The 25,769-nt window shown below is 60.5% G+C and carries 25 protein-coding genes; 10 read left to right on the top strand and 15 right to left on the bottom strand.

Features of this window, described 5'->3' with window-relative positions; all coding sequences use genetic code 11:
- Positions 1-21 precede the first annotated feature (21 nt).
- On the top strand, positions 22-1,176 hold the full coding sequence (locus ROI90_RS01230; RefSeq protein ID WP_315996520.1) for a glycosyltransferase family 4 protein: 1,155 nt from the start codon (positions 22-24) through the stop codon (positions 1,174-1,176).
- 120 nt (positions 1,177-1,296) lie between these two features.
- Positions 1,297-1,875 carry a DUF3109 family protein gene (locus ROI90_RS01225; protein WP_315996519.1) on the top strand — a complete coding sequence of 193 codons (579 nt, stop codon included), beginning with the start codon at positions 1,297-1,299 and terminating at the stop codon, positions 1,873-1,875.
- Positions 1,876-1,973: 98 nt separating this feature from the next.
- Here the strand turns inward: ROI90_RS01225 and ROI90_RS01220 are convergent, their stop codons facing one another.
- The 11 genes from ROI90_RS01220 to ROI90_RS01170 form a co-directional block, all read right to left on the bottom strand.
- Positions 1,974-3,785 carry an alpha-amylase gene (locus ROI90_RS01220; protein WP_315996518.1) on the bottom strand — a complete coding sequence of 604 codons (1,812 nt, stop codon included), beginning with the start codon at positions 3,783-3,785 and terminating at the stop codon, positions 1,974-1,976.
- Between the two features lie 319 nt (positions 3,786-4,104).
- Positions 4,105-5,451 (bottom strand): acetyl-CoA carboxylase biotin carboxylase subunit, encoded by a 1,347-nt coding sequence (gene accC / locus ROI90_RS01215; RefSeq protein WP_315996517.1) that lies wholly within the window; start codon positions 5,449-5,451, stop codon positions 4,105-4,107.
- Between the two features lie 110 nt (positions 5,452-5,561).
- Positions 5,562-6,053, bottom strand: a complete 492-nt coding sequence (accB, locus tag ROI90_RS01210; protein WP_315996516.1) for an acetyl-CoA carboxylase biotin carboxyl carrier protein — start codon at positions 6,051-6,053, stop codon at positions 5,562-5,564.
- Between the two features lie 28 nt (positions 6,054-6,081).
- Positions 6,082-6,645, bottom strand: a complete 564-nt coding sequence (gene efp, locus ROI90_RS01205) for an elongation factor P (RefSeq protein WP_044017917.1) — start codon at positions 6,643-6,645, stop codon at positions 6,082-6,084.
- A gap of 176 nt (positions 6,646-6,821) precedes the next feature.
- A complete protein-coding gene (locus ROI90_RS01200) occupies positions 6,822-7,835 on the bottom strand; it encodes a beta-ketoacyl-ACP synthase III (protein ID WP_315996515.1) in 1,014 nt (337 codons plus the stop codon).
- Between the two features lie 70 nt (positions 7,836-7,905).
- A complete protein-coding gene (gene plsX / locus ROI90_RS01195) occupies positions 7,906-8,847 on the bottom strand; it encodes a phosphate acyltransferase PlsX (protein WP_315996514.1) in 942 nt (313 codons plus the stop codon).
- 144 nt (positions 8,848-8,991) lie between these two features.
- Positions 8,992-9,216, bottom strand: coding sequence for a 50S ribosomal protein L32 (gene rpmF, locus ROI90_RS01190; protein WP_315996513.1), 225 nt, complete (start codon positions 9,214-9,216; stop codon positions 8,992-8,994).
- A gap of 56 nt (positions 9,217-9,272) precedes the next feature.
- Positions 9,273-9,806 (bottom strand): YceD family protein, encoded by a 534-nt coding sequence (locus tag ROI90_RS01185; RefSeq protein ID WP_315996512.1) that lies wholly within the window; start codon positions 9,804-9,806, stop codon positions 9,273-9,275.
- A gap of 69 nt (positions 9,807-9,875) precedes the next feature.
- Positions 9,876-10,244 carry a helix-turn-helix domain-containing protein gene (locus ROI90_RS01180; protein WP_315996511.1) on the bottom strand — a complete coding sequence of 123 codons (369 nt, stop codon included), beginning with the start codon at positions 10,242-10,244 and terminating at the stop codon, positions 9,876-9,878.
- 199 nt (positions 10,245-10,443) lie between these two features.
- Positions 10,444-11,502 (bottom strand): 4-hydroxythreonine-4-phosphate dehydrogenase PdxA, encoded by a 1,059-nt coding sequence (gene pdxA / locus ROI90_RS01175; protein WP_315996510.1) that lies wholly within the window; start codon positions 11,500-11,502, stop codon positions 10,444-10,446.
- A 159-nt stretch (positions 11,503-11,661) separates the two neighbouring features.
- Positions 11,662-13,116 carry a leucyl aminopeptidase family protein gene (locus tag ROI90_RS01170; RefSeq protein ID WP_315996509.1) on the bottom strand — a complete coding sequence of 485 codons (1,455 nt, stop codon included), beginning with the start codon at positions 13,114-13,116 and terminating at the stop codon, positions 11,662-11,664.
- A 226-nt stretch (positions 13,117-13,342) separates the two neighbouring features.
- Here ROI90_RS01170 and rsmA point away from each other — a divergent pair, with 226 nt between their 5' ends.
- From rsmA to ROI90_RS01140, 6 genes are all read left to right on the top strand, one after another.
- Positions 13,343-14,137 (top strand): 16S rRNA (adenine(1518)-N(6)/adenine(1519)-N(6))-dimethyltransferase RsmA, encoded by a 795-nt coding sequence (gene rsmA / locus ROI90_RS01165; RefSeq protein ID WP_315996508.1) that lies wholly within the window; start codon positions 13,343-13,345, stop codon positions 14,135-14,137.
- Between the two features lie 32 nt (positions 14,138-14,169).
- Positions 14,170-14,568: a hypothetical protein gene (locus ROI90_RS01160; RefSeq protein WP_315996507.1), complete on the top strand. Its 399-nt coding sequence runs from the start codon at positions 14,170-14,172 to the stop codon at positions 14,566-14,568.
- A gap of 21 nt (positions 14,569-14,589) precedes the next feature.
- Positions 14,590-15,540 carry an NAD(P)-dependent oxidoreductase gene (locus ROI90_RS01155; protein ID WP_315996506.1) on the top strand — a complete coding sequence of 317 codons (951 nt, stop codon included), beginning with the start codon at positions 14,590-14,592 and terminating at the stop codon, positions 15,538-15,540.
- 250 nt (positions 15,541-15,790) lie between these two features.
- Positions 15,791-16,264: a transcription elongation factor GreA gene (gene greA, locus ROI90_RS01150; protein ID WP_315996505.1), complete on the top strand. Its 474-nt coding sequence runs from the start codon at positions 15,791-15,793 to the stop codon at positions 16,262-16,264.
- Between the two features lie 150 nt (positions 16,265-16,414).
- A complete protein-coding gene (locus ROI90_RS01145; RefSeq protein WP_315996504.1) occupies positions 16,415-17,326 on the top strand; it encodes a nuclease A inhibitor family protein in 912 nt (303 codons plus the stop codon).
- Positions 17,327-17,430: 104 nt separating this feature from the next.
- The gene (locus ROI90_RS01140) at positions 17,431-18,009 is read left to right on the top strand and encodes a hypothetical protein (RefSeq protein WP_315996503.1); all 579 of its coding nucleotides are present in this window, start codon (positions 17,431-17,433) and stop codon (positions 18,007-18,009) included.
- Between the two features lie 220 nt (positions 18,010-18,229).
- Here the strand turns inward: ROI90_RS01140 and ROI90_RS01135 are convergent, their stop codons facing one another.
- The 4 genes from ROI90_RS01135 to ROI90_RS01120 form a co-directional block, all read right to left on the bottom strand.
- On the bottom strand, positions 18,230-19,390 hold the full coding sequence (locus ROI90_RS01135) for an MFS transporter (protein WP_315996502.1): 1,161 nt from the start codon (positions 19,388-19,390) through the stop codon (positions 18,230-18,232).
- Between the two features lie 161 nt (positions 19,391-19,551).
- On the bottom strand, positions 19,552-21,045 hold the full coding sequence (locus tag ROI90_RS01130) for a DNA/RNA non-specific endonuclease (protein ID WP_315996501.1): 1,494 nt from the start codon (positions 21,043-21,045) through the stop codon (positions 19,552-19,554).
- 283 nt (positions 21,046-21,328) lie between these two features.
- Positions 21,329-21,874 (bottom strand): hypothetical protein, encoded by a 546-nt coding sequence (locus tag ROI90_RS01125; RefSeq protein ID WP_315996500.1) that lies wholly within the window; start codon positions 21,872-21,874, stop codon positions 21,329-21,331.
- A 97-nt stretch (positions 21,875-21,971) separates the two neighbouring features.
- On the bottom strand, positions 21,972-23,165 hold the full coding sequence (locus ROI90_RS01120) for a lactonase family protein (protein WP_315996499.1): 1,194 nt from the start codon (positions 23,163-23,165) through the stop codon (positions 21,972-21,974).
- A 268-nt stretch (positions 23,166-23,433) separates the two neighbouring features.
- Here ROI90_RS01120 and ROI90_RS01115 point away from each other — a divergent pair, with 268 nt between their 5' ends.
- Both ROI90_RS01115 and ROI90_RS01110 read left to right on the top strand, forming a co-directional pair.
- Entirely contained in the window at positions 23,434-25,227 is a 1,794-nt protein-coding gene (locus ROI90_RS01115) for a DUF885 domain-containing protein (RefSeq protein WP_315996498.1), read from the top strand.
- 120 nt (positions 25,228-25,347) lie between these two features.
- Positions 25,348-25,695 carry a thioredoxin domain-containing protein gene (locus ROI90_RS01110; RefSeq protein ID WP_315996497.1) on the top strand — a complete coding sequence of 116 codons (348 nt, stop codon included), beginning with the start codon at positions 25,348-25,350 and terminating at the stop codon, positions 25,693-25,695.
- Positions 25,696-25,769 lie beyond the last annotated feature (74 nt).

The raw sequence follows: 25,769 nt of genomic DNA, 5'->3' as shown, positions 1-25,769 counted from the left end.
GGCCGCCCGTATCTTCGCACCATGAACCCTGCTTCCCCACCCGCCGCTGTGTTTCCGCTGTCCATTTTGTGCCTTTCGGATAGCTGGGGCGGGCTTGAGCTGAACACGGCCCGGTTTGCCGGCTGGATGCAGCAGCGGGGCTGGCCCGTGCAGGTTATTACCCGCGCCGGCTCCCCGCTGGCCGCTCGTGCCGCCGAGCTGGGCCTGCCGGTGGTGCCCTTCGAGAACCGCTGGAAAGCCCTGGACGTGCCCGCCGCCCGCCGGCTGGCCCGGCACTGGCAGCAGTTCGGCACCCGGGCCGTACTCATCACCCGCAACGCCGATCTGGGCGTGGCCGTGCTGGCTAAGCGGCTGTTCAGCCCCGGCATGCCGCTGATGTACCAGCAGCACATGCAGCTGGGCTTGGCCAAGCGTGGGCTGGTGCACACGCTGCGCTACAACGCCCTGGCCGCCTGGCTTTCGCCCTTGCCCGGCCTGGCCCGGCAGGTGCTGGAGAAAACCCGGTTGGCCCCCGAAAAGCTGCACGTAGTGCCGCTGGGCGTGGAGCTGAACAAGTTCACGGATGCGCACCTGACCACCGCTGAAGCCCGCCACCAACTCCAGCTGGAGCTACCCGCCGGAGCCGTGTTGCTGGGCGTTATTGGGCGGTTTGATGAGGGCAAGGGCCAGGATTTTGTGGTAGAAGCCTTGGCCCAGCTGCGGCCCCAGTTTCCGCAACTGCACTTGCTGCTGGTCGGGGAGCCTACCCGCAATGAGGGCAGTGCCTATTACGATGCGCTGCTGACCCGCATCCGGGAACTGAACCTCACCGATGTGGTGCACCTGCGCGGCTTCACGCCCCAACCCGAAGTGGCCTACCGCGCCCTCGACGTGTCCGTAACGGCCTCCGTCAACGAAACCTACGGCATGGTGACCATTGAGGCCCTGGCAGCCGGCCGGCCAGTAGTGGGCGCGGCGGCCGGCGGCACCCGGGAACTGCTCGATGACAACCGCACCGGCCTGCTGTTTGAGCTGCACAACCCGGAATCCTTTGCCGCCTGCATCGAACGGCTGCTGACGGAGCCCGGTCTGGCTGGGCGGCTGGGCGCGGCGGGGCAGGCGGAGGCCCTGGCCACCTACGCCCACACCCGGCAATGTGAGCTAACGGAACAAGTGCTGCGGGCCGTGGCGGGGTAATTCGGTATCTTTGCGGCCAGATTTCACGCAGTGTTTCGCAGTGGGAGGCGCAGTGGTTCGCAGTGAACGACCACCGCGAACCACTGCACCTCCCACTGCGAAACACTGCGCGACAACCCCATGATTCAGATCCAGCACACCATCATTTCCGACGATATTCGGGAGAATTTCTTCGTTTGTAACCTCGAAGCCTGCAAGGGCGCCTGCTGCGTGGAAGGCGACCTGGGCGCTCCGCTGGAGGACGAAGAGCTGCAGATTCTGCAGAACGAGTACGAGGCCATCAAGCCCTTCCTTACCGAAGCCGGCCGCCAGGCCATCGAGCAGCAGGGCCTTTACATCAAAGATTGGGAAGGCGACTACAGCACCACCACTATCAACGACCGGGAGTGCGCCTACGCCCTCTACGATGAGCGGGGCATCCTCAAGTGCGGCATCGAGCAGGCCTACCTGGCCGGGGCCACTTCGTTCAAAAAGCCCATCAGCTGCCATCTGTACCCCATCCGCATCACCAAGTACGACGGCTTCGAGGCCCTGAACTACGACCGGTGGACCATCTGCTCGCCCGCCTGCTCCTTCGGGGCCAGCCTGGGCGTGCGCATCTACCAGTTCCTCAAAGATCCCCTCATCCGCAAGTACGGCGAGGCGTGGTATGGCGAGCTGGTAACGGAAATTGAGCAGGGCGGGGAAGCGGGGAAATAAGCTTTTTGTTAAGGGCTGCTTCGCCATAGATGAACCATAAAAAAGGGTCGGCCAAGTGGCCGACCCTTTTTTCGGGATAGTAAGTCAGATACAGTTGCCTACTGCCAGGTTTCGGTGCGGGTCTGGCTGGTGCCGCTGGGGGTGAAGGTGCGGTTGGAGCCGCCTTCGTAAAGCACGTTGCCGGCCGCATCCTTACGGATGTACTTGTACTGCACGCTGGTGCCGCTGGTCAGGTTGATGGTGCCTTTCCACACGGGGTAGGTGGCGCCGCTGAGCTTGATGGCGTTGGCCGTGTTCCAGGCCCCCAGCTGAGCGGTGTTGCCCAGCACGTACACATCCTGGCCCGATACCGTGCCGCTGTACGTTACATTAAAAGAGACGGCCGTGGTGCCGGCGGTGGGGGGAGGGGTGGTGCCGCCCGTTGTACTGGGCACCCACACGGCGTAGCTGCGGCTGTTCACCGGGAATACGCCGGTGCCATTGGCGTCGGTGGTTACCGTGCCGCTGGTATTGCCGGTTTTGTCGGTCAGCGTGGCACTCTTGAAGGGCGTGGTGATGGTTTTGGAGCGGGCCGAGCCGCCGTCATTCAGCAGCATCAGCAGGCCGGGGTGGGAGGAGTCGCCGGCGCGGGAGTAGGCGTACACGTCGGCGTCATTTACGCTGGTGTACTCGGCGGCGGCCCCGTACGCGTTGGCCTGGCGGATACTGTTTAGGGTTTTGATCTGGTTGCCGAGGCCGTAGTTATAGTAGTCTTTGTAGAATACGCAGGGGTAGCCGTTGGCGCGGGTCAGGATGTAGGCGTAGGCCAGCAGCTTGAGGTTGGTAACGGGCGAGTACAGGGCACCAGGGTGGTCGGTGTCGTGGTTATCCACGAAGCTCACCGACAGCGTGGGGTTCGACTCGGTGAAGCCGGCGAACTGCAGGCCGCGCATATCCCAGCTGCCGTTGCCATTGCTCATGTCCTGGAAGGTGTAGTGCAGCGGCACGTCGAAGAGGCTGGTGCGGCCCCCGGTGGCGGCGGCATAGTTCTTCAGGTCCTGCAGGTTGCGGAACCAGGCCTCCGATACGGCAAAGCGGCCGTTGGTTTTCACCGCGTCCAGCCACTGGTTCACGTAGGGCGTGTAAATGTGCTTGGTCGCATCGAGGCGGTAGCCGTCGAGGCTCATCTTGGTGGTAATCCAGTTGCCCCAGTTGATGGTTTCGGTCTGGTTGGAGGCGTTGTTATTGTACTGGATTTCCGAGCCCAGCAGATTGTCGTAGGCGTCGTTGTTGGCGTAGGGTTGGAAGTCCCAGCTTTTCCACTGGTACCAGCCGTTGTTGGGGGCCTGCTGCGTGCCGGTGAAGTTGTTAAAGCCCCACTTGTAGCTGCTGTACGTGTTGCCGCGGCCGGGGAAGTTGAACTTGGTGTACACCAGGTTGCCGTTCACGTTTTCCTGCGCATCGGCCCAGGTCATGTGGTTCATCACCATGTCCTCATACACCTGCAGGCCCTGGCCCTTCATGGCCCCAATGGCAGTCTGCAACTGCCCGATAGTGCCGTAGCGCGTGGCCACGGTGCCTTTCTGGTTGAACTCGCCCAAGTCGTAGCGGTCATACACGCCGTAGCCCACGTCGCTCTGGCTGCCGCCTTTGTAGGCCGGGGGGAGCCACAGGGCTGTAATACCAGCGGCCTTCAACTCGGCGGCCCGGGAGCCCAGCACCTGCCACCAGGTACCCTGGGCGTTGCTGATCGGCACATCCCAGTAAAAGGCCTGCATCATGACGCCATTGGTCACCACGGCGTTCTGGCCGGAGGAAGTGGCGTGGGGTACGGCCGTGGTTGTGGGCTGCAGTTCCTCTTTGCTGCACGAAGACAACAGGGAGCCAACTGCCAGCAGCCCTGAGAGGGCTACGGTCAGATTTGCTTTCATAAAAGTGGGTGTTTTGGTTGGTAAGAAAGAACAGTGCAAGTATAGGGTGGCTGAGACGGGATTATGCAATTTCAGGTAGGTACATGGGCCAGATTTAGTGAGTGGTTACTAACCCAAAATAGGCCGTTTTTAGCAATGTTATTGATGCTTGATTAACCGTTTCAGTGCAATTTCAAACTGTTTGTGTATAAATAATGTTCTATTTGCTACTTATGGTGCCTAATTGATAAACCGCTTGCGTGTAAGATTTTGGCGTAAACGCAAACAGGCCTGACCCATACGAGTCAGACCTGTTGTGGAAAGCAGCAAGTAGGATGCCTTACAGTTCCGAGAAATCGAAGCTCGATTCCAGAAATTTCGTGGTGAAGTCGCCGGCTTTAAACTGCGCGTTGTCCATCAGTTTGAGATGGAAAGGGATGGTCGTTTTCACGCCTTCCACTACGAACTCGCTCAGGGCACGCTTCATTTTCACGATGCACTCCTCCCGGGTCTGGGCCACGGTGATGAGCTTGGCAATCATGGAGTCGTAATTGGGCGGAATCTGGTAGCCCGCGTACACGTGCGTATCCACGCGTACCCCGTGGCCACCCGGAATGTGCAGCACCGTAATCTTGCCCGGCGAGGGGCGGAACTCCTTGGAGGGGTCCTCGGCATTGATGCGGCACTCCATGGCGTGCATCTTGGGCGAGTAGTTATTGCCCGAAATTGGAATGCCAGCCGCTACCTTGATCTGTTCCTTAATCAGGTCGTAATTGATAACTTCTTCCGTCACGGGGTGCTCCACCTGAATGCGGGTGTTCATCTCCATGAAGTAGAAGTTCCGGTCTTTGTCCACGAGAAACTCGATGGTGCCCACACCCTCGTAGCCGATAGCCGAGGCGCCGGCAATGGCCGCCGCGCCCATTCGCTCGCGCAGCTCCTCCGTCATAAACGGCGAAGGCGCTTCCTCCACCAGCTTCTGGTGGCGGCGCTGGATGGAACAGTCCCGCTCCGAAAGGTGGCACACGTGGCCGAACTGGTCGCCGCACACTTGAATTTCGATGTGGCGGGGCTCCACCACAAATTTCTCCAGGTACATACCGTCGTTGCCAAAAGCGGCTTTCGACTCGGTGCGGGCATCGTTCCAGGCTTTCTCAAACTCGTCCTCGGCGTTGATGATGCGCATGCCGCGTCCACCACCGCCGGCCGTAGCCTTCAGAATAACCGGGTACTTGATTTCGGCGGCAATTTTCTTGCCTTGCTCCACCGATTCCAGCAAGCCCACCGACCCCGGAATGCAGGGTACACCGGCCTCAATCATGGTAGCCTTGGCCGATGCCTTGTCGCCCATGCGGTTGATCATGTCGGGCGTAGCACCGATGAATTTGATGCCGTTTTCCTGACACACGCGCGAGAATTCGGCGTTTTCGCTCAGGAAGCCGTAGCCCGGATGAATGGCGTCGGCGTTGGTGATTTCGGCGGCGGCAATCAGCGTGGGGATGCTCAGGTAGCTCTGCGACGACGGGGCCGGGCCAATGCACACGGCCTCATCGGCGAAGCGCACGTGCAGGCTCTCCTTGTCAGCCGTGGAGTACACGGCTACCGTTTTGATGCCCATTTCCTTGCAGGTCCGAATTACGCGCAGCGCAATTTCGCCCCGGTTGGCAATCAGTATTTTCTTGAACACAGTTTCTTCAATTAAAAATTAAAAATGATGAATTAAAAATTGGAACCGGGTCCGGGCGCAGGCTCTTTCACGGTCCATTTTTAATTTTTAATTCTCAATTTTTAATTGGCCTACATCGGCTCAATCAGGAACAGCGGCTGGTCGTACTCCACGGGGGAGGCGTTTTCGACCATGGCCTTCACCACGCGGCCCGACTGCTCGGCTTCAATTTCGTTGAACAGCTTCATGGCCTCAATGATGCAGATTACCTGGCCTTTCTCCACCAAATCACCTACCTGCACAAACACCGGCGAGTCGGGGCTGCTGCTGCGGTAGAAGGTGCCAATCATGGGCGACTTCAGGGCCACGTGGTTGGCACTGGCGGCTTCGGCGGCTGGCGCGGCGGGGGCCGCTGCCGGGGCCGGCGCAGCTGAAGGAGCTGTGGGCGCGGCAGCGGCCACGGGGGCCGGAGCAGCGGCCTGCAGCGCAACGCCGGAGGAAACTACCTTAGTGCTGGGCTCACGCTGAACCGAAATCTTGAATTCTTCGGTTTCGATGTTGACTTTGTTCAGACCCGACTTGGCAATGAAGTCGATCAGGTCTTGCAGTTCTTTGGCTTTCATGGGCGCTGGAGAGGGCTTGGTGGGCTGCTTATTTGACTCTTTCGACATAGGAATAGTCGCTGGTCTTGATGCGAATTTTGGTGTCGGTATCAATGAACAGCGGCACCTGAATGCGGGCGCCCGTTTCCACGATGGCCGGCTTGAGGGTGTTGGTGGCGGTGTCGCCTTTCAGGCCGGGCTCGGTGTAGGTTACCACCAGCTCCACCGTAGTGGGCAATTCGGCCGTGAGGGGCTGCTCGGTTTCGGCATGGAACAGGATGGTAGCCACCTGACCTTCCTTCATGATATCGGCGAAAGGTACCATGGCCTCGGGCAGTACCACCTGCTCAAACGACTCGTTATCCATGAAGGTATAGCCGTAGTCGTCCTTGTACAGGTACTGGTGGGGGCGCTGCTCCACGCGGGCGGTTTCCACTTTCACCCCGGCGTTAAAGGTGTTGTCAATAACGCGGCCGGTTTTGATGTTGCGCAGCTTGGTACGCACGAAAGCCGGGCCTTTGCCGGGTTTCACGTGTTGAAATTCGGTAATAACGTGCAACTCGCCGTTGTAATTCAGAACGAGCCCGTTGCGGAAATCTGCAGTGGTGGCCATGGAGGGAGGGAATTGAGAGAAAGTAGCTGCGGAAACCCGGTAAGGGAGCCGGGGGCTTCAACAAGCAGAAGATGAGTAACTAGGGTGGAAACGCAACGTGCCGTCCCGGAAAACTGGCGGGGCGGCACGTCGGGAGTGCAAGTATAGGAGGTTTTCCGTTTTCGCGCCGCTTCAGCTTATGCCGCCGAGGGGTCGGGTTTGGGGTCGTAGGCCCATTTCAGGTAGAGGGAGCCCCAGGTAAAGCCACCCCCAAAGGCCGCAATAATCAGGTTGTCGCCTTTGCGGAGCTGCTGCTCGTAGTCGGAGAGGCAGAGCGGGATGGTGCCGTTGGTGGTATTGCCGTACTTATGGATGTTGAGCATCACCTTCTCCGGGCCAATACCCACGCGGTTGGCCGTGGCATCAATGATGCGCTTGTTGGCCTGGTGGGGTACCAGCCAATCAATGGTTTCGGCGTTCAAACCATTACGCTCGGCTACCTGGGCAGCCACGTCGGCCATATTTTTCACGGCAAATTTGAATACCGCCGAGCCCTCTTGGTATACGTAATGTTCCCGGTGAGCCACGGTTTCAGCCGACGGCGGACGGCGCGAACCGCCCGCTTTCTGGTGCAGGTACTGCTCCCCGTTGCCATCGGAGTGCAGCTCCTGGTCAAGCAGGCCAAAGCCCTCGGTATTCGGCTCCAGCAGTACGGCCCCGGCCCCATCCCCGAAGATAATGCAGGTGGAGCGGTCCGTGTAGTCAATGATGCTCGACATTTTATCGGCCCCCACCACAATCACCTTTTTATAGGTGCCGGTAGCAATAAACTGGGAGCCGGTGGCCAGCGCGTACATAAAGCCCGAGCAGGCCGCCTGCATATCAAAGCTGAAAGCTTTAGTAGCGCCCACGGCCGCCGAAATGATGTTGGCGGTAGCCGGAAATACCAAATCGGGGGTTGTGGTGGCGCAGATGAGCAGGTCGATGTCCTCGGCTTTGTTACCGGTTTTGGCCAGCAGCCGCTGCACCGCTTGAATACCCATTACCGAGGTGCCCTGATTCTCGCCCTTGAGGATATGCCGCTCCTTGATGCCGGTTCGGCTCATAATCCACTCGTCGGTGGTATCTACCAGGGTTTCGAGCTCTTGGTTGGTCAGCACGTAGTCGGGCACGTAGGCGCCCACTCCGGTAATGGCAGCGGTAATCTTCATCAGCGAATTGGGAAACAGCAGATGCGGCAAAGGAAAAGTCCGGCGCGGCGGCCGGACTTACAGTCGCTCTTTAGGACTTGAAGGTATTTTTTATCTGGTCGGCAATGCCGGAGCTGGCCATTTGGTAGCCTTGCAGCAGCATGTTACAGATGGCAGTGGGCGTGCTCACGCCGTGGCCGATGATGGCGTTGTCGTTGATGCCCAGGATGGGAGAACCGCCCACGGCTTCATAGTTGAACTGATCCAGGAAGGGGTCGTGAATATTCTTCTCGGCAATGACATCGTACACCGACTCCGCCATTTTTAGGACCACATTGCCCGTAAAACCGTCGCACACAATCACGTCGGCTTTGGCATTGAACAGGTCGCGGCCTTCAATATTGCCGATGAAGTGAATATGAGGGTTCACCTTCAGCAACTGGTGCGCGGCCTGGGTAATGGCAGTTCCCTTACCTTCTTCCTCGCCCAGGTTCATGAGGCCTACTTTCGGCTTATCGATGCCCAGCACGTACTGCGCGTACAAAGAGCCTAACTCGCCAAACTGCTCCAGCATTTCGGGCTTGCACTCTGCGTTGGCACCTACGTCCAGCATAATACCCACGCCCCCGTCCAGCTTCGGAACGAAGTTGGCAATGGCCGGACGCAGTACGCCAGGTACGGCTTTCACGCTGAACATGGCACCTACCAGCATAGCTCCGGTATTACCGGCCGAGCAGAACGCCTCTACCTCACCGGTAGCCAGCATTTTGTACCCTACGGCGATACTAGAGTCCTGTTTTTGCTGATACGCTTTAGCCGGATGCTCGCCCATCTCAATAATCTGGGAGGCGGGAACCAGCGTGAGGTCGGCGGCGGCCGCACCATGCTGCTCCAGCAGCGGGCGCACGGCATCTTCCTGGCCAATGAGCACTATCTGGGCCTTACCGGCCAACGCTTGCGCGGCCAGCACGGCCCCATCGACGGCGGCCTGCGGAGCAAAATCGCCCCCCATGGCGTCCAGGGCTATCTTCATGAAAGGAGAATCAAAGAGGTCCGGGAGAGAAACCTCGGGCCGCCGCAAGCCGCCCGGTTTTTCACGGCCGTTGTGCGGCACTGCGAAAAAACCGGGCGGTAGTGTGCGTTGCGAGCCGCGAGGCAATATGCGGCTAACGTGCGACTATTCTTCGTCGTTGTCGGTAGTGGCCGGGGCGGCTACGGGAGCGTAGTCTTTGATGGCTACTTTACCGTTCAGGTACAGGTCGCCGTCAACTACGTAGGCTTTATGACGCAGGTGCAGCTCGCCGGTGTTCGAGCACACGGTAACAGCTTTAGGGGTCAGTTTGTAGTGGCTACGACGCTTGTCACGGGTAGCGGAGGAGGTCCGGCGCTTAGGATGTGCCATTTCTGAAAAGAATTAAAAAATGAAAAATTAAGAGAAAAGAATTAAGCTGATTCAGCCTAATTCAGGTTTTTAAGCGCATTCCAGCGCGGGTCTGTATCATCGTCGTCCGAGTTATCGTCACCTTCCTGGCGGGTGGTGAAGATGAGTTTGGCGTCGGCGTCGGGATTTTCGTCGGGTTCGTTTTGGAAGCGGGGGTGCAACTTCTTCATGGGTAGCGCCAGCCCGATGTAGTCGAACAGGTGCTGGGCCAGGGGCAGGTTCTGGGTGTCGGGCGTGATTTGCAGCACGTTATCGTCCAGTTCCTGATTTTGGTCGCCGAAGCGCACCAGCAGCTGCTCTTGGGCGTCAATTTCCTGGTCGTACTCATCCAGGCTCCGGTCGCAGGTCTGGCGCACGGTACCCTGCAGGTCAAAGTCAACCGTGATGAGACGCTCGGTTTTAGTCAGCGTCACGTCGGCGTGCACGTTACCGTCCGGAATCAGCTCCTGGTCGAACTGCTCGAAAAAGGAGCGGTCCAGATCAAACGCGAAATGGTGCGTTTTATCGGCCAGCCGGGCAATATTGATGTCGTATGGCGAATCCTTCTTCACGGTGATTTTTTAGCAAGGGGCAAAAGTAGTAAGTTTTGCCCGTTTCGTAAAAGCGGTGATTGAGTTGAGTTAGGCGTTCTTGAGGATAAAATCCGACGGAATACCCAACCGCTCATACAGTCGTTTGGCCAGGTCCAGCGTCACGCGCCGCTTGCCACTCAAAATCTGGGAAAGTCGACCCGCCGGTACTTCCAAAAGTTCGGCTAACTCCTTTTGTTTTAGACGCATCTGCTGGCGCTTCAACTCAATCATTTCGGCCAGGGAGGTCGGTAGATTGGGAATCGGCAGCAGCCCCAGTTTACTTTCGTAGGCGTCCAGAGCAGTAATCAGCTCCCGAAATTCCGCTTCCAGGGCTGCATTGCCCTCCACGCCCGCGGCTACCAGCGCATCCAGGCGGCGCAGGGCAGTACGGTAGTCGGTGGGCGAAGTCAGGGTCATGGAAGCGGGGTAAAAGCAAAGCGGAACCGTAGAGGCTCCGCTCATTACTGCTGCAAATGTATGGCAGGATTTTAAAACCGCAAAGTAAATTTCGATTTTGAAAAGATTATTTCGTTTTAGTAGATAAATATGCGCCCCCCAAAGCGTTGCTTAGAACACGCATGTTTAGTGCAGTGCTACAATCGGCAAGCTGAATCGATTAGTCGTGGCGGGCGCTGCGGAGGGGCGGGCCGGGCGTGATGGGCTTGATTTCGGCTTCGCCCTTGCGGTAGCGCACCAGCTCGCAGGCCAGATACAGTGCTTCGCGGAAGGAGGTGGCATCAGCCTGGAACTTACCGGCCAAGCCGTAGGCCGTGCCATGGTCGGGGGAGGTGCGAACCACCGATAAACCGGCCGTGAAGTTCACGCCCCGCTCGAAGGCCAGGGTTTTAAACGGAATCAGGCCCTGGTCGTGGTAGAGCGAGAGGGTGGCATCGAACTGCCGGAACTGGCCGGTACCAAAATAGCCATCGGCCGGGAAGGGACCGTAGGCTAGGTGGCCTTCGGCCTGCAACTGTTGGAGTACGGGCGTTACTACGGCGGCTTCCTCGGTGCCCAGCAGGCCATTTTCGCCGGCGTGGGGGTTGAGGCCCAGCACAGCTACGCGGGGCTTGGCAATGCCGAAGTCGTTTTTGAGCGAGTTCAGCAGGATGCGCAGCTTGGTGGTCAGCAGCTCCTTGGTGAGGCGGGCGGCCACGTCCTTGAGCGGAATATGGCCCGTAACGGTGGCCACGCGCAGGCCGGCGGCCTCGTCGGTGAGCAGCATCAGGCTTTCCTTAGCCTCGAAGAAGCTGGTCAGGAACTCGGTGTGGCCGGGGAAGCGGAAGTCGTCGGCCTGAGTGTTTTCCTTGCTGATGGGCGCCGTTACCAGCGCGTCGAGCAGGCCGGCTTTCAGGTCGCGGGCGGCGGCTTGCAGGCTTAGGCGGGCGGCGGTGCCGCTGGCCTGGCTGGGCTGGCCGGGCGTGAGGTGGTAGTCCTCTTCCCAGCAAGTTACGGCGTTGTGCTTGCCAGGGGCAATATCGGCCGCCTCGCGCACTTGGCGGAAGGTGAGCGGCTCGTGGTCGGCGTCCTGGGGGAAGTCGTCGAAGAGCACGGCGGCGGTGCCGTACACCACCGGCGTGCAGAACTTGAGCAGGCGCTTATCGAGGAAGGTTTTATAGATGATTTCCGGACCAATGCCGGCCAGGTCGCCGACGGAAATACCGATGCGTGGAAGCATTCTGGAAGTAATGAGGTGAGGAAGTAATGTGATGAAGGGTGTGGCAGGTCGTCATTCCGAGCGAAGTCGAGGAATCTCGCGTGCTGATGTCAGAGTTACCATTGCAACGTCAGCACGCGAGATTCCTCGACTTCGCTCGGAATGACGTTCCTACGTACGTTATCCTACTAATCCCTTCAAAAACGCATACGTGGAGCGGATGGCGGTGCCGGTGCCGCCTTTGCCGCGGTAGGAGTCGGGGGCGGTGAGGAAGGCGGGGCCGGCAATATCGAAGTGCACCCAGGGGTAGCCCTCGGTGAAGCGCTCCAGGAACTTGCCAGCCGAAATGGCGCCGGCTTCGGCTTTGCCCAGGTTGCTGATATCGGCAATGGGGCTCTTGATGTGGTCGGCGTACTCATCCCAAAGGGGGAATTCTACCAGCCGCTCGTGGGTGGCGTTGCCGGCTTTTTTAAGGGCCAGCATGGTATCCTCGTCGGCGGTGCCCATGTACACGGTGCCCTCGATGCCGATGGCGCGCACGGCCGAGCCGGTGAGGGTGGCGTAGTCGAGTACCAGCTGGGGCTCGTATTTCTTGGCGAAGGCCAGGGCATCGGCCAGGATGAGGCGGCCTTCGGCGTCGGTGTTCATCACCTCCACCGTGAGGCCGCTGTACATGGTGATGACGTCGCCGGGGGCCAGGGCAGGGCCGCCGGGGCGGTTATCGGTGGCGGGCACCAGGCCGATGACGTGCAGGGGTACGTTGTTCTTGGCCAAGGCCGTCAGGACGCCCACTACCACGGCCGAGCCGGCCATGTCGCACTTCATCAGGTCCATGCTGTTGGGCGTGGGCTTGAGGCTGAGTCCGCCGGTATCGTACACGACGCCCTTACCTACCAGCACGATGGGCCGGGCGTTGGTGGCCCCGGCGGGCTTGTATTCCATAATGGTGAAGGTGGGCGGCTCGGGGCTGCCCTGGTTCACGGCTAGCAGACCGCCCATGCGCAGGGCCTCAATGCGCACCAGATCCAGCACTTCCACGTGGAAACCGGCTGCCTCGCCGGCCTCTTCGAACTGCTGGGCCAACTGGGTGGCGTTGAGGTGGGAGTAGGGCATGTTTACCAGGTCGCGGGCCAGGTACACGCCCTGCAGCACGCCATCCAGCTCCTGCACCTGCTCGGCGGAGAGGTCGGGGCCGACTAAAGTGAGCTGCTGAAGCACGGCGGGCTTCTTCGATTTCTCGTCGGTTTTATAGCCTTCGAACTGGTAGGCTGTGAGAGCTAGGCCTTCGGCCAGGGCGAGGGCTCCGCCAGTGGCAGTCAGGTTGCAGATGTAGAGCTCCGCCACCTCATCGGCCTTGAGCTGGGCGTGCAGCTTGTGGCCGGCTTTGCGCAGGGCTTCGGTGCTGAGGTCGGCGGTTTTGTTGTCCTCGGCCACCACATAGTAGTGGTGGTGGGTGTACTGGTTCACGCTGATGAGCTTGTCGTCGGCCTGGAGGCGGGCGGCCACGTACTGGCGGGCGGGCTCGGGCAGGTCGGCGGCGGCGGTTACGGGCAGCTCCCGGGTGCCGGCCGGCAGAATGAACACCGTGTCGGCAATGGCGGGAAAATCGGCGGAGTAGGCGAGGGCTAGGGGCATGAGTGGAAGCAGATAAGGAGGAAGCCAGGGCCGCTTTCCGACCTAGGGCCGGAAGAAACGGCCGGGACTGGCGTATCTTTGGCCGTGAAGGTAGCCGATTTATAGAAGTGAGTACAGAGAAGCCAGAAGTTAGACGTAGTTCTGACGGATACGCTTCGGACTTGCTTCCGGCCGGGGTTCACGCAGAACCCCCGCTTCCTTCCCCGCACTCATTTCAGCGCACAGCATGGATTCCGTTAAAGCCAAAAAGCACCTCGGGCAGCACTTCCTCAACGACCCCAACATTGCCCGCAACATTGTGGAAGCCCTGCGCCTACCCGATGGGGTGAAGGAAGTGCTGGAAATTGGCCCCGGCATGGGCGTGCTCACCCAAACCCTGCTCCAGCACCCCGAGTACCGCACGTCGGTGGTGGAAATTGACCGGGAATCGGTGGAGTACCTGGGCAAGCACTACCCGGCGCTGGAAGACCGGATTTACTCCCAGGATTTCCTGAAAATGGACCTGGCCAAGCTCTACGACGGCCAGCCGCTGACCATCATCGGCAACTTCCCTTACAACATCAGCTCCCAGATTTACTTCCAGGTGCTGGCCCACCGCCAGCAGGTGCGCGAGTGCGTGGGCATGATTCAGAAGGAAGTGGCCGACCGCCTGGCAGAAGGCCCGGGCTCCAAAACCTACGGCATCCTGAGCGTACTGCTGCAGGCGTTCTACGACATCGACTACCTGTTTACGGTGCCCCCGCACGTGTTCAGCCCCCCGCCCAAGGTGCAGTCGGCCGTTATCCGCCTTACCCGCAACAAAACCGAGCAGCTGGCCTGCGACGAAAAGCTGTTCTTCAAAGTGGTGAAGCAGGCCTTTTCCACCCGCCGCAAAACCCTGCGCAACGCCCTCAAGCCTCTTGGCATGCCCGCTGAAGCCACCACCGACCCCATCTTCGACAAGCGCGCCGAGCAACTCAGCGTAGCCGATTTCGTGGGGCTAACCCAGCACGTAGAGAATCAATTAAAAATCAAGAATTAAAAATTAAGAATGATGCTATGAAGCGGCTACGTGTGGCGGTTGTTGCGGGGGTATTGCTGACGACTGTCGGCTTGCTCAATGGCTGCGAATGGGCTTTGAGCTTAATTCCTGATGAGGATGAAATCACGCACGTAGCTGGGCGCTACTACACGGCTGCTATGGGTGAAACTGGTACAGCGCTGCACTGGTACCAGGATGAATTTCACTACGGCACCGAGCCCCTACTAGAGGCAGTGTATGATACTAGGCTTTGCGGTGGCTACCTCGTGGCGCGGGCCGGAACAGATTTTTATGTCGTGTATCCGGTGCAGGTGCAGTCGTTGGAAGAAGCCCGGCAAAAACGACAAGGGCCCTTCGAGCGAAAGGAATTGATGCAGGCATTGCTGCGCTTAACAGGCGACACCACGTTGCGGCAAACGGGCAATTTTTAATTTCTAATTCTCAATTTTTAATTGAAAACTTCCCTCTGCCTCGTCATCGACGAAATGCACCCCAGCCTCCCCGAGTACCTGGAGCCGCTGGGCGTAACGCTGCACTACCGCCCCGATCTGAAGGCGGCGGAAGTACCCGCTGCGCTGGCCGCGCACCCCTACGACGGCCTCGTGGTGCGCTCCAAGCTGCGCGTGACGCGGGAGCTGCTGGCCCACGGTCCGCACCTGCGCTACGTGGGCCGGGCCGGAGCCGGGGTCGATAACATTGACGAAGCGGCCCTGGCCGAAGCTGGCGTGACCCTGCTCAATGCCCCCGAAGGCAACCGGGACGCGGTGGGCGAATACGCCGTGGGCCTGCTGTTGGCCTTGTTCCGCAACATTGCCCGCGCCGACCAGGAAGTGCGTCAGGGCCAGTGGCGGCGGGAGGCTAACCGGGGCGAGGAACTCGGGGGAAAAACCATCGGATTGCTGGGCTACGGGCACATGAGCAAGGCCTTCGCCAAGCGCCTGCAAGCTTTCGACTGCACCGTGCTGGCCTACGACCATGACCCACGCGTGGAGCCCAACCACCACGCCACGCTGGTGCCGCTGGCCGAGCTGCAAGCGCGGGCCGAGGTATTAAGCCTGCACATTCCGTATTCGGCGGCCAACCACCACTTCGTAAACGAGGCGTTTCTGGCGGGCTTTCACAACCCGCTGTGGCTGCTGAACACGGCCCGGGGCGAGGTGCTGGACCACGCCGCCGTGGTGCAGCGCCTGCAAACCGGGCAGGTGCGCGGCGCCGCCCTGGATGTGCTCGAAAACGAAAAGCTCACTACGCTAAGTCCCGAGCAGCAAATCAGGTTCGAGTATTTACGCACGGCCCCGAACGTGGTGCTTTCGCCCCACGTGGGTGGCTGGAGCTTCCAGAGCTACGAGCGCATCAACCGGGTGCTGGCCGAGAAGCTGCGGGCGTTTCTGGATGGGAGGTAAGTGGTCTGCTCTGTCAGCCTGAGCGGAGCGAAGGGCCTTATTATGGTAGCCCGATAATCGTACGTAACCACTTGTTGGTGGGTGATAAGGTCCTTCGCTCCGCTCAGGATGACAGGCCCCCCCGCTGGTCCCGCCCGTACTGCCACACCGTTTTCCCCAACGTTTCGTATATTTGCCTAAACCTGTTCCGGGGAGAACGGCCAGCCGCGCTGGCCGTTCTCCTTGTTTTTTGAGCTTACATCACCCCACCATGTCTACCATCAACTACTATACGCCCGAAGGTCTTCAGAAGCTGAAGGATGAGCTCCAGGACCTCAAAATCCGTGGCCGCGCCAAGGCTGCCGACGACCTGCGCGAAGCCCGCGACAAAGGCGACCTGAGCGAAAACGCGGAGTACGATGCCGCTAAGGAAGCCCAGGGGTTGTTGGAGTTGAAAATCTCCAAGCTGGAAGAAGTGGTGGGCAATGCCCGCCTGCTCGATGAAACCAACCTGGACCTGACCAAGGTGCTCATTATGAGCAAGGTGAAGCTTAAAAATCTGAAAAACAACATGGTGCTCGACTACACGCTGGTAGCCGAGGAAGAAGCCAACTTGGCCGCCGGCAAAATCTCCGTAAAGTCGCCCATCGGTAAAGGCCTGCTGGGCAAGTCGGCCGGCGACACCGCCGAAATTACCGTGCCCGCCGGCAAGCTGCAGTTTCAGATTCTGGAAATCAGCCGCTAGCGGTGAAGTTGTGAAATTGTGAGTTGGTGAATTTCATCAACTACGCAAAAGGGCGAAGCCACTGGCTTCGCCCTTTTGCGTTTTGCCCCGTACTTTGGCTGAACTCTGCCCATAGTTGTTCACCACTTCACAACTTCACCACCTCACCATATGCCTTCCGTTTTCTCCCGCATCGTGTCCGGCGAGCTGCCCGCTTTCAAGGTGGCCGAGGACGAGCATCATCTGGCCTTTCTGGACATCACGCCCCTGGTAGAAGGCCACACGCTGGTCATTCCGAAGCGCGAAGTCGACTACATTTTTGACTTGCCCCCAGGCGAGCTGGCGGCGCTGCACCTGTTTGCCCAGCGGGTAGCCAAAGGCGTGAAGGCCGCCGTGCCCTGCAAGCGGGTGGGGGTGGCCGTCATCGGGCTGGAAGTGCCCCACGCCCACATTCACCTGATTCCGATGAACCAGGTATCGGATATGAACTTCGCCAACCCCAAAATCAAGGTGGCCGAGCAGCGCCAGAACCAGCTGGCCGCCGCCATCGGGGCCCAAGTGCCGGCCGAGGTAGCCGGTACGCCCGCCGCCGCTTCCGCCGACCCGCGCGACACCAAAGGCGGCCGCGAAACCGTGGAGGCATCGGAGCCCCAGGCCAAGCACGGCAAACCCGCCGCAGCAGCCGCGTCCGATGACCCCACGCTGGCTCCGTTGCGCGACATGACCGAGGGCCTCGTGTACATGAGTGAAGGCGACGCTCCGTTGGAGCCCGTTAGCTTCCCGGCCCCGGCCGGCGGCCTTACCGATGCCGCCCTGGCCCAGCTGGCCGGCCTGCCCGCCGATACCCAAGTGGAAAAGCAGGAGCTGACCTATTTCCTGCGCAACCACACCGCCGACGACGGCGTGCTGGGCAACCCCGAGCTGGCCAACCGTTTCAAAGCCCTGCAGATGTATCTGAAACAGGAGCTGAGCGGCACGCAGGTGTACCGCTTCGGTACGGGCCCGCAGGTGCCGGTGCTGGTGCTGGGCGAGGCCGAAGGCGGCAAGCTCCAGGGCTTCAAAACCGTATTGACGGAAACCTAAGCCGGTAGTATCCTGCCTAATAATTGAGGAAGCTTGGCATTGCTGTAATGTTATTGCGAAGTTTTTGTAGGATTGACTCTATTTCACATAAACCCTGATTAACGATGGACGATTGGATGGCAGGCCTGATTGGGGGCCTGGCCGGTGGCGCTGTTGTTTTGTTGCTGCGACTGCTACCGGCCTCAAACAATAGGGACGGGTCATATCGGCGGCATTTAACCAATGAAGAAAAAGCACAGTTGCGCGCCGGGCAAATCGTCACGAAAACGCATCGGGCATCCTCTGATATCTGGGGGAAGCATCATTACGAAGGCCCGTTACGAGTAGAGCAGCTACCTGACAGCAAGCTGCGCTTTACCCCCTTCGGCACTTGGCAGCAGACGAAGGCCGACGGGCGTATTTCCAGTACGTGGGAATACACCGGGATAGGCCAGGAGACTATAACCCGCGCATACCACCCAAACGGCGCGCCCGATGTGGTGATATATTGGGTGCCTGCGGTGTTGCAGGGCGACTCAGTACGCGAGGAGCGGGTAGTATATTTCAAGTTGGACAATCCTCAGGATACCGCATTCGTGCAACACGATTACTATAAAAATAATAGGAGTCTGAAAAAGAGCTTCTGGTCGTATGATGCCCGGGGCAAACAGCCTGTTCCGGCCGGCTGGAAATTTATTCGTTGATGAGCCTGGGCTGTCGGCAGTTCTGCCCTGGGGCGTGCCGACAGCTGAGGCCGTTCCGATACCGGCCATTGCGGGGGCTTCGGGTATAGGAAAGTAGCAGCGCGTGGCTCAAGCGGGCGTGGCGGAGGTTTTGCTCTTGAATACGGTGATGATGTAGAAGGAAAAAGAGTAATGGTTCTAGCCCCGGAATAACGTTCTATGTCTTCTTCCCGGACGCAGATTACTCCCGTACGCGCCGGGCCAGCAGGGCTACCACAATACCCATCACCGCAATAAGGGAGAAGGATACGCGCAGGCTGGTGGCCCCGGCCACCAACCCAATTACCGGCGGCCCCAGCAGAAACCCGGCAAAGCCCACCGTGGAAACCGCCGCCAGCGCCACCCCCGCCGACATCGTTTTGGACCGCCCGGCGGCCCCGTACACCAGCGGCACCACCGACGATACGCCCAGCCCCACCAGCATAAACCCGATGGTGGCCGTCAGGAAGCCCGGAAAAGCCACCGCCAGCAGTAGGCCGGCAGCCTCCAGCAAACCGCTGAGCACCAGCGTGCGGGTGCGCCCGAAGCGGTCCGTAAACCAATCGGCAATGAAGCGGCCGGCGGCCATGGTGCTCATGAAGGCGGCAAAGCCCACGCCTACCTGGGAAGCAGGCGCTTCAACTACTTTGCGGAAATACACCCCGCTCCAGTCAAACATGGTACCCTCGCAGAGCAGGGAGCAGAACGCCAGCACCCCCAGCAGCAGCAAGGACTTATCGGGCAGCACGAAGATGGGCGCATCGGCCTCGCGGGGGGCATCCTGGGGCAGCAAAAAGGGGCGCGCTACCAGCAGGCCCAGCAGCACCAAGCCGGATATGAGCAGGAAGTGGGGTAGGGGCGCTACGTGGTGAGCAATCATGAACGAGCCGATGGAGGCTCCGGCAAAACCCGCCAAACTCCAAATACCGTGAAACTTGGCCATAATGGAGCGCCCGTACAGGCTTTCCACGCCCACAGCCTGAGTATTCACGCTGATATTGGCCATGTTGCTGGCCAGCCCAAACAGCACCAGCCCAGCCAGCAACTGCGGCACCGTGGCCGCCAGCCCCAGCAGCGGCAGGCCCAGCGCGTACAGCATCACGCCCAGCACGGCCATGGGCCGGCTTCCAAACCGGGCCACCAGCCAGCCAGTTAGCGGCAGCGAGGTAACCAGCCCCACGGGTACGGCCAGTAGCACCCCACCCAGTTCGGTATCCGAAAGGCCCATTTGCTGCTGTACCGTGGGGATGCGGGCCGCCCAGGTAGAAAAGCACAGGCCCTGCAGCAAAAACGTGCTACCTACGGCCAGACGGTAGGTGCGCCGGGACCGAGCCGGGGCAGAGGAAACGGTTTGCGTAAGCATAAGGCAAGGAGCTGACAGCTCAAAAAAAGACCCATTCCGCCCCGCAACAGGACAGAATGGGTGGGATGCTTCAAGGGAAAAACGATAACGCGGTGGGGCGCGCCAAGGCAAAGGTACGCGGCCGGCCCCGGAATCGTTCGGACGAGCTGCCTTCCCGTAGCCTACCGGACCGGGGCGGTGTCCACCTGTGCCTCCAGCTTATCCTGGGCGGCCAGCGGAATTTTGCTCAGCAAATCAAGGCCAGTGGCAATTTCAATGGCATCAATGCTGGTGCGGTACTGGCTCCAGTTGGGGCTGACGGTTTGGTCGTTGGGCGTGTCCACGGCCAGTAGGCGGGCCTGGCCGGCGGCAATGCGCTGCAGGTCATTGGAGCCCTCGGGCAGGATGACCAGTACCTTCCACACCCGGGCCGGCACGGTTACGTGGCCGTTATCAATAGTAGTTTTGAAGCCGTTGGCGCCAGTGCCCCCTTTGCCGTAGCTGCCCATTATCACGTATACCTCCTGCCCCCGCTGCACCTGCCCCCGCGTCCATTCCTCCAGGCTGCTCCAGGTGCGCTGGTTGTTGTTGCCGGCCTGCGGAATCATGTTCGTCATCAGGAAAGTGGCCGAGTTATCATCCAGCTCCCGGGTGCGGTCGGCGCTGGGGCAGTTATGGCCCTTGTCGAAACCGGAGCCCGAGTAGGAGTTGCGCGTAACCTGATAAAACTCCCGGGGCAGGGCCGGGTCGGGCCGGAAATCATCCTGGCGCGGGGCCGAGCCCATATCGGTGCGACTGAGGTGCCAGCTCACCCAGGTAGGAGTGCCGCGCAGGGCATTGTAGCCGATGGCAAACTGGGGCTTCACCAGCAGGTAGTTGGTGGGCATGCTCACGTTGGCCGTGGCCCCGCTGGGGTTGCCTAAGCCCAGGTTGTCGTTATCGGTTGATAAAGCCTGCCCGGAGGCCGGTGCCCCTTGGGAGCTTGGCGCCTGAGTGGATGGGCGGGGTGCCGGCGTGGAGGGAGCCGGCCCAGGCACTGCAGCCGTGCTGCCACCTGCCACGGCCGTGCCGCTGCTGGTTTCCAGTACAATGTCGTCAATGTTCAGGCGGCCGGCGCCCCCGTCAGTCTTGCGGATTTCCAGGCGCAAGGGGCCGGGCGTGGTACCCTGAAACGTGGTAGTAAGCAGCCGTGGACCCTTGGCCTGCACCGGGTTGCCAATGCGCCGAAAGCTGCGGCCCCCATCCACGCTGCCCCACAGCTCCCAGGTGCTGGCCACATCCTGCCCGTAGGCTGCCGAGCTGACGCGGATGGTGCGCACGCCGCTGGGCGCATCAAAGTTCATGCGCAGGCGGCCCCGGGCGCGCAGGCGGGCGCCCTGCTGCCCGCGCTTATGGTCCTGGTCGGAGGAGCCGATGAGGGCCTCCGTAAAGTGCCAGCTGCCCGAGGCCAGCTGCTCGTCGCCTTCCGAGTAAGCCCCTTTGCCGCCCTGCTCAAAGGTTTCGGGGAAGCGGCCGGGTGCTTGCGCTGCTACCGGAACAGATTCCGTTGGAATAACCGGCGGCCCCCCAGCTGCAGGGGCGGCCGTACGGGCCGTTTCGGGCGGGTTGGGTGAGCAGGCTGGGGCCGAGAGGCTGAGCAGCAGGCCGGAAAGGAGGAGGGAGGAAAAGCGGCGCATGACAGGAAAGCAGTTTATCCGGCGAATGTAGCGCGAAGCGTTGGTTTCGGGTGGCATGGCCGGTTTACTACGGCTGCACTTCAGGGAAGCGGGGAGGTATCTGTAAGGCTGTTATACCGCCAGAGCGTCATTCCGAGCGAAGGCGGAGCCGAAGAAACTTGCGTGCAATGGTACTCCTGTCGTACGAGGTAGTTGTTTCAACGTCAGCACGCGAGATTCCTCGGCTACGCTCGGAATGACGTTTTTTTGGTTTGTTACCTCTGACGTACTTTGTTGGTGGACTCTATTTGCGCTTGATTTTGAGCTTGGTGGTGTTGACGGGGGCTTTGGCTTGCTGCATCTGGGCGGCCAGGGGCAGGCTGCTCATAGCCAGAATCACCTGGTCGTTGGGCAGGGAGGCGTAGGAGAGGGCCACTAAGCTGCCCTGCCATTTGTAGCTGAACCCATCGGGGCGGCCGGGGCCGTAGAGACCCTCGAACATGGGCAGCACCTGCCCGGTGTGCTCAGGGCCCCTTACGATGATGGTGACGGTAGCAAATTGGTCTTTAAAGAACTTATAATGGATGCGGGCCGCCGAAAACCGGCCCACACGCAAATCCTCATCGGTGCGCTCGTAAATCTTCTCGTCGCCCTTATCCTGGAGCAGCTTGAGGTGGAGGCTTTCCGTGAGCGGGGTACCGAAGCGCAGACCCCGGAAGCCGTTGCTCTCATCGAGGCGGCGGACGGAGGCCGGCTGCTGGGCACGCAGGGCCAGGGGCAGCAGCAGGAAAAGGAGCAGAAGAAGCCGGGTAGCTTTCAACCGGGAAATCTGGGATAAAAAGAAGTGCATACGCGGTAGGGGGCGGAGTACGGGCCCGTTGAGGCAGCCAACGCGGAACCGGGTAAAAACGTGTCCGGAAAACAAGCCAAACCCGCTGCTTTTTCGCCTAGCCCCGGCCGGCCAGGAAGTCGGGATAAACCTGCAGGCACACGGGGGCGGCTACCTCTACACTGGTGCCGGTGGGGGTAAGGCGGCCGGTGCGGGCATCGGCCAGATAGGTTACGATGGTGTTGCTCTGCTGGTGGGCTACCAGCACCACCCGCCCGCTGGGGTCGAAGGCGAAGCTGCGCGGGGTTTTGCCGGGCAGCTGCACGTGCTCTGTCAGGGTAAGGCGGCCGGTGGCTTCCTCCAGGGCAAACACCACCAGGCTGTCGTGGCCCCGGTTGGAGCCCACCACGAAGCGGCCATTGGGCGACACGTGCACATCGGCGCAGGCATTCCAGCCCGTAAAGCCAGCCGGCAAACACGGCACCGTCTGGATTTCGCGCAAAGTACCCTGGCGGGCATCGTAGGCCAGGGAAGTCAGGGTGGAGTCCAGCTCGTTGATGAGGAAGGCTAGGGGGCGGCTGGGATGAAAGGTGAGAATGCGCGGCCCGGCCCCCGGCTTGGCCCGGAAAGCCGGAGCCGCGCGGCGCACCAGGCGGCCCCCGCTTTCCAGGGTGTAGCCATACACGGTATCGGTGCCCAAATCCACGGCGAAGAAGAACTTGCCGGCGGGGTCCGGCAGGATGCAGTGGGCGCGGGCGTTGCCCTGGTTTTTGTGCGGGCCTTTGCCCGTGTGCTGGTCTACGGAGGAGGCGGGCTGCAGCTGGCCCTCGGCCGTAAGGGGCAGAGCGGCCACGGTACCGTTGCCATAGTTAGCCACGAAGGCGTGCTGGCCCGCTTTATCGAGGCTGATGTAGCAGGGAATGGTACCGCCCGAAGCCTGCTGGTTAAGCAGCGTAAGGCCGCCAGTAGTGGCATCAATGGCAAAGGCACTGACGCCGCCATTGGGGGCGTTCTGGTAATTATCTACCTCATTCACGGCGTAGAGGCGGCGGTGGCGGGCATCCACGGTGAGGAAGGAGGGGGCCGCCCCGCCCCGGGCTCCGACCACGCGGGTAAGCGCGCCGGTACGGGGGTTGAGGCGGTACAGCCAAATGTTATCCTGCTCGGCGGGGCCGTAGCTGCCCACGTACACCAGGTAGGAGCTGGCATCGGTAGCGGAGCCGGCTCGCAGGCAAGCGGGCAGCAGGGCGGTGCCGGCCGCGCCTAGGCTCAGGGTGTACAGGAAGCGGCGGCGGGAGAAGAGCTGGGACATAGCAGGGCGACAAGCAGATGGCAGAGCACCAAATGTAGTGCGTAGCCGCCGGGTAGCGCGCTGTTCTGCTTTAGGGCATGCGCTGCAGGCGAGTAGGTGGCAGGGCACGGCATGCGCAGAAATTCGTTGGCTCGTGCGGGGCAAAGGCTGCCCGTCGGCAAACTTACCAGGGCGCGGGTACAAAACTGAACCGTACTGCCGCAACGCAGGGCAACAACCTGCGTCCTTTCGGCGCTACCTTGCACCCCTGGTTCCCTAGCCCCTTTCTATGTCCTCCTTTTTCTCTGCCAACACCCTACTGGCTGCGGCGGCCCTAACAGCCGGCTTGGCCAGCTGCGGCTCCCAGTCCGACGGCCACCGAGTAGCCGACGCCGATGCCCAGCCCGACGCGGCCTTTGAACGGTATAAAAGCCGCTTTATCGACTCCCTGTGGTACTACAACCCCGAGTGGGCCAGTGGGGCCGGCTACCACCGCTACGACTCCCTGCTGGTAGTGCCCAACGCCGGCCGCCGCCAAACGGAAGCCGCTGCCCTGGCCCGCCGCCGCGAGGAGATGAAGACGATTAAGCTGGAAGACCTATCGGTGAATAACCAGACCGACTTCCGCCTGATGCAGAACTACCTGCAGTCGGCCCGCTTCTACGCCGATACCCTGCGCGACTGGCAGTGGAACCCGGCTAACTACAATCTGGGCGGCTCGGTGGCCGAAATTCTGAACGGGCGCTACTGGCCCCTGGACCGCCGCCTGCGCGCCATCAGCAGCAAGCTCAGCCGGGCCGTGGACTACTACGAGGCCGCCAAACAGAACATCCAGCAGCCCACCCGGGAGCATACCGACCTGGCCATTCGCCAGAACCAGGGCGGACTGGAAGTATTCGGGAAGGCCTTGCAGGATTCGGTGGCCAAATCGGGCCTCTCGGCCGGGGAAAAGCAGGATTTATTGAGCCGCGTGGCTGCTACCCGCCTGAGCATGGAGGGCTACGTGCGCTTTTTGCAGCAGGAGGTGCTACCGGCCGGGCAATTCCGCTCCTTCCGCATTGGCAAAAACCTCTTCGCCCGCAAATTCGCGCTGGATATTCAGTCTACCTACTCGGCTGAGGAAGTGTACCGCAAGGCCCTGGCGCACAAGCAGGAGCTGCTGCACGACATGAAAAAGCGGGCGGCGCGGCTATATCCTAAGTATTTCCCGGGCCAGCCCCAACCCACCGACTCCCTAGTTGTGGTGCAACAGGTTATCAGCCGCCTTTCGCAGCAGCACGCTACGCCCACAGGCTTCGTGCAGGCCGTGCAGGACCAGATGCCCACCTTAGTAAAGTGGGTAGACGACCACAAACTGCTTACTCAGGATCCTACTAAACCGCTGGTAGTGCGCGAAACGCCACTCTATATGCGGGGAAGTGGGGCGGGTGCCAGCATCTCAGCCCCCGGCCCCTACGACAAGGCCGCCAACACCTACTACAACGTGGAGCCGCTCACCGGGCAGCCCGCCGCCCGCGCCGAGAGCTACCTACGCGAGTACAACCAGTACACTCTGCAAATCCTCAACATTCACGAGGCCATTCCGGGTCACTACACCCAGCTGGTGTACGCCAACCGTAGCCCTTCCCTAATCAAATCCATCTTCGGCAACGGGGCCATGATTGAGGGCTGGGCCGTGTACGCTGAGCGTATGATGCTGGAAAGCGGCTACGGTGGGGGCACCGACGAAATCTGGCTGATGTGGGACAAGTGGAACATGCGCGTGACCCTCAATGCCATCCTCGACCACGAGGTGCAGGCTGGTAGCATTACCGAAGCTCAAACCGTGGCTATGCTGCGCCGCGACGGATTTCAGGAAGAAGCCGAGGCCCGCAACAAGTGGCTGCGCGCCACGCTCAGCCAAGTGCAGCTCAGCAGCTACTTCACTGGCTACACCGAAATCTACGACCTGCGCGAGGAGCTTAAGCGGCAGCCGGGCAGCAAGTTTGACCTCAAGGGATTTCATGAGCAGTTCTTGAGCTACGGCAGCGCCCCGGTGAAATATATCCGGCAGATGATGCTAAAAGGCAACAAGCTCAACTGATTTCCCGTTTTAGGAGACAAAAAACCGCACTGGGAAGGAATTTTCCGGCGCGGTTTTTTTGTCTGCGAGAAGTTCACGTCGGTCAGTCTGCCGGCGGGCTTCTACCCATCAGCTTACGGCATGAAAATAATTGATACCAACGACGAGGGCCTGCGTACCCTCATCCACGACTACCCCCGGGTAATTGCCAAGTTCACCTCCAAAGACTGCGCTATCTGTGACCTGCTGGCCCCGCCTTTTGAGCAGTTTTCCCTGGATGAGCAGTTTCGCAACACGGCATTCTTGCGCTTGGATGCCGCCGAAAACCCGGTAGCCCGCAAAATGATGGATACCAAGGTAGCTCCTTTCTTTGCCTCCTACTGCCGGGGCAGGCTGGTAGAGTGCGACACGCTCCGGGAAAAAGATGAGGTACTGGAAATGCTGCAAAACCTGCAGCGCTGCACCGATGTAGCCCCGCAGCCAGCGTAGCTTCTTAATCCCGAAAGAGCGCAAAAACCGGTAGCCGCGAAGCACTGGCAGCATTTCCTGCCGTAGCTTCGTGG

The sequence above is a fragment of the Hymenobacter endophyticus genome (genome assembly GCF_032464715.1).
Classification (GTDB): Bacteria; Bacteroidota; Bacteroidia; order Cytophagales; family Hymenobacteraceae; genus Hymenobacter; species Hymenobacter endophyticus.
This window is presented reverse-complemented; position numbering and strand designations above follow the sequence as displayed.

Excerpts from the sequence above, each read along its gene's own strand:
- ROI90_RS01170 (WP_315996509.1), bottom strand. The coding sequence starts at position 13,116 with ATGCCCCTAGCCCTCGCCTACTCCGCCGATTTTCCCGCCATTGCCGAC.
- ROI90_RS01135 (WP_315996502.1), bottom strand. The coding sequence starts at position 19,390 with ATGCTTACGCAAACCGTTTCCTCTGCCCCGGCTCGGTCCCGGCGCACC.
- ROI90_RS01230 (WP_315996520.1), top strand. The coding sequence starts at position 22 with ATGAACCCTGCTTCCCCACCCGCCGCTGTGTTTCCGCTGTCCATTTTG.
- greA (WP_315996505.1), top strand. The coding sequence starts at position 15,791 with ATGTCTACCATCAACTACTATACGCCCGAAGGTCTTCAGAAGCTGAAG.
- rpmF (WP_315996513.1), bottom strand. The coding sequence starts at position 9,216 with ATGGCACATCCTAAGCGCCGGACCTCCTCCGCTACCCGTGACAAGCGT.
- efp (WP_044017917.1), bottom strand. The coding sequence starts at position 6,645 with ATGGCCACCACTGCAGATTTCCGCAACGGGCTCGTTCTGAATTACAAC.
- ROI90_RS01180 (WP_315996511.1), bottom strand. The coding sequence starts at position 10,244 with ATGACCCTGACTTCGCCCACCGACTACCGTACTGCCCTGCGCCGCCTG.
- plsX (WP_315996514.1), bottom strand. The coding sequence starts at position 8,847 with ATGAAGATAGCCCTGGACGCCATGGGGGGCGATTTTGCTCCGCAGGCC.
- ROI90_RS01120 (WP_315996499.1), bottom strand. The coding sequence starts at position 23,165 with ATGTCCCAGCTCTTCTCCCGCCGCCGCTTCCTGTACACCCTGAGCCTA.
- accB (WP_315996516.1), bottom strand. The coding sequence starts at position 6,053 with ATGAAAGCCAAAGAACTGCAAGACCTGATCGACTTCATTGCCAAGTCG.
- ROI90_RS01130 (WP_315996501.1), bottom strand. The coding sequence starts at position 21,045 with ATGCGCCGCTTTTCCTCCCTCCTCCTTTCCGGCCTGCTGCTCAGCCTC.
- ROI90_RS01125 (WP_315996500.1), bottom strand. The coding sequence starts at position 21,874 with ATGCACTTCTTTTTATCCCAGATTTCCCGGTTGAAAGCTACCCGGCTT.
- ROI90_RS01140 (WP_315996503.1), top strand. The coding sequence starts at position 17,431 with ATGGACGATTGGATGGCAGGCCTGATTGGGGGCCTGGCCGGTGGCGCT.
- ROI90_RS01110 (WP_315996497.1), top strand. The coding sequence starts at position 25,348 with ATGAAAATAATTGATACCAACGACGAGGGCCTGCGTACCCTCATCCAC.
- ROI90_RS01145 (WP_315996504.1), top strand. The coding sequence starts at position 16,415 with ATGCCTTCCGTTTTCTCCCGCATCGTGTCCGGCGAGCTGCCCGCTTTC.
- ROI90_RS01115 (WP_315996498.1), top strand. The coding sequence starts at position 23,434 with ATGTCCTCCTTTTTCTCTGCCAACACCCTACTGGCTGCGGCGGCCCTA.
- ROI90_RS01200 (WP_315996515.1), bottom strand. The coding sequence starts at position 7,835 with ATGAAGATTACCGCTGCCATTACCGGAGTGGGCGCCTACGTGCCCGAC.
- ROI90_RS01220 (WP_315996518.1), bottom strand. The coding sequence starts at position 3,785 with ATGAAAGCAAATCTGACCGTAGCCCTCTCAGGGCTGCTGGCAGTTGGC.
- pdxA (WP_315996510.1), bottom strand. The coding sequence starts at position 11,502 with ATGCTTCCACGCATCGGTATTTCCGTCGGCGACCTGGCCGGCATTGGT.
- ROI90_RS01225 (WP_315996519.1), top strand. The coding sequence starts at position 1,297 with ATGATTCAGATCCAGCACACCATCATTTCCGACGATATTCGGGAGAAT.
- rsmA (WP_315996508.1), top strand. The coding sequence starts at position 13,343 with ATGGATTCCGTTAAAGCCAAAAAGCACCTCGGGCAGCACTTCCTCAAC.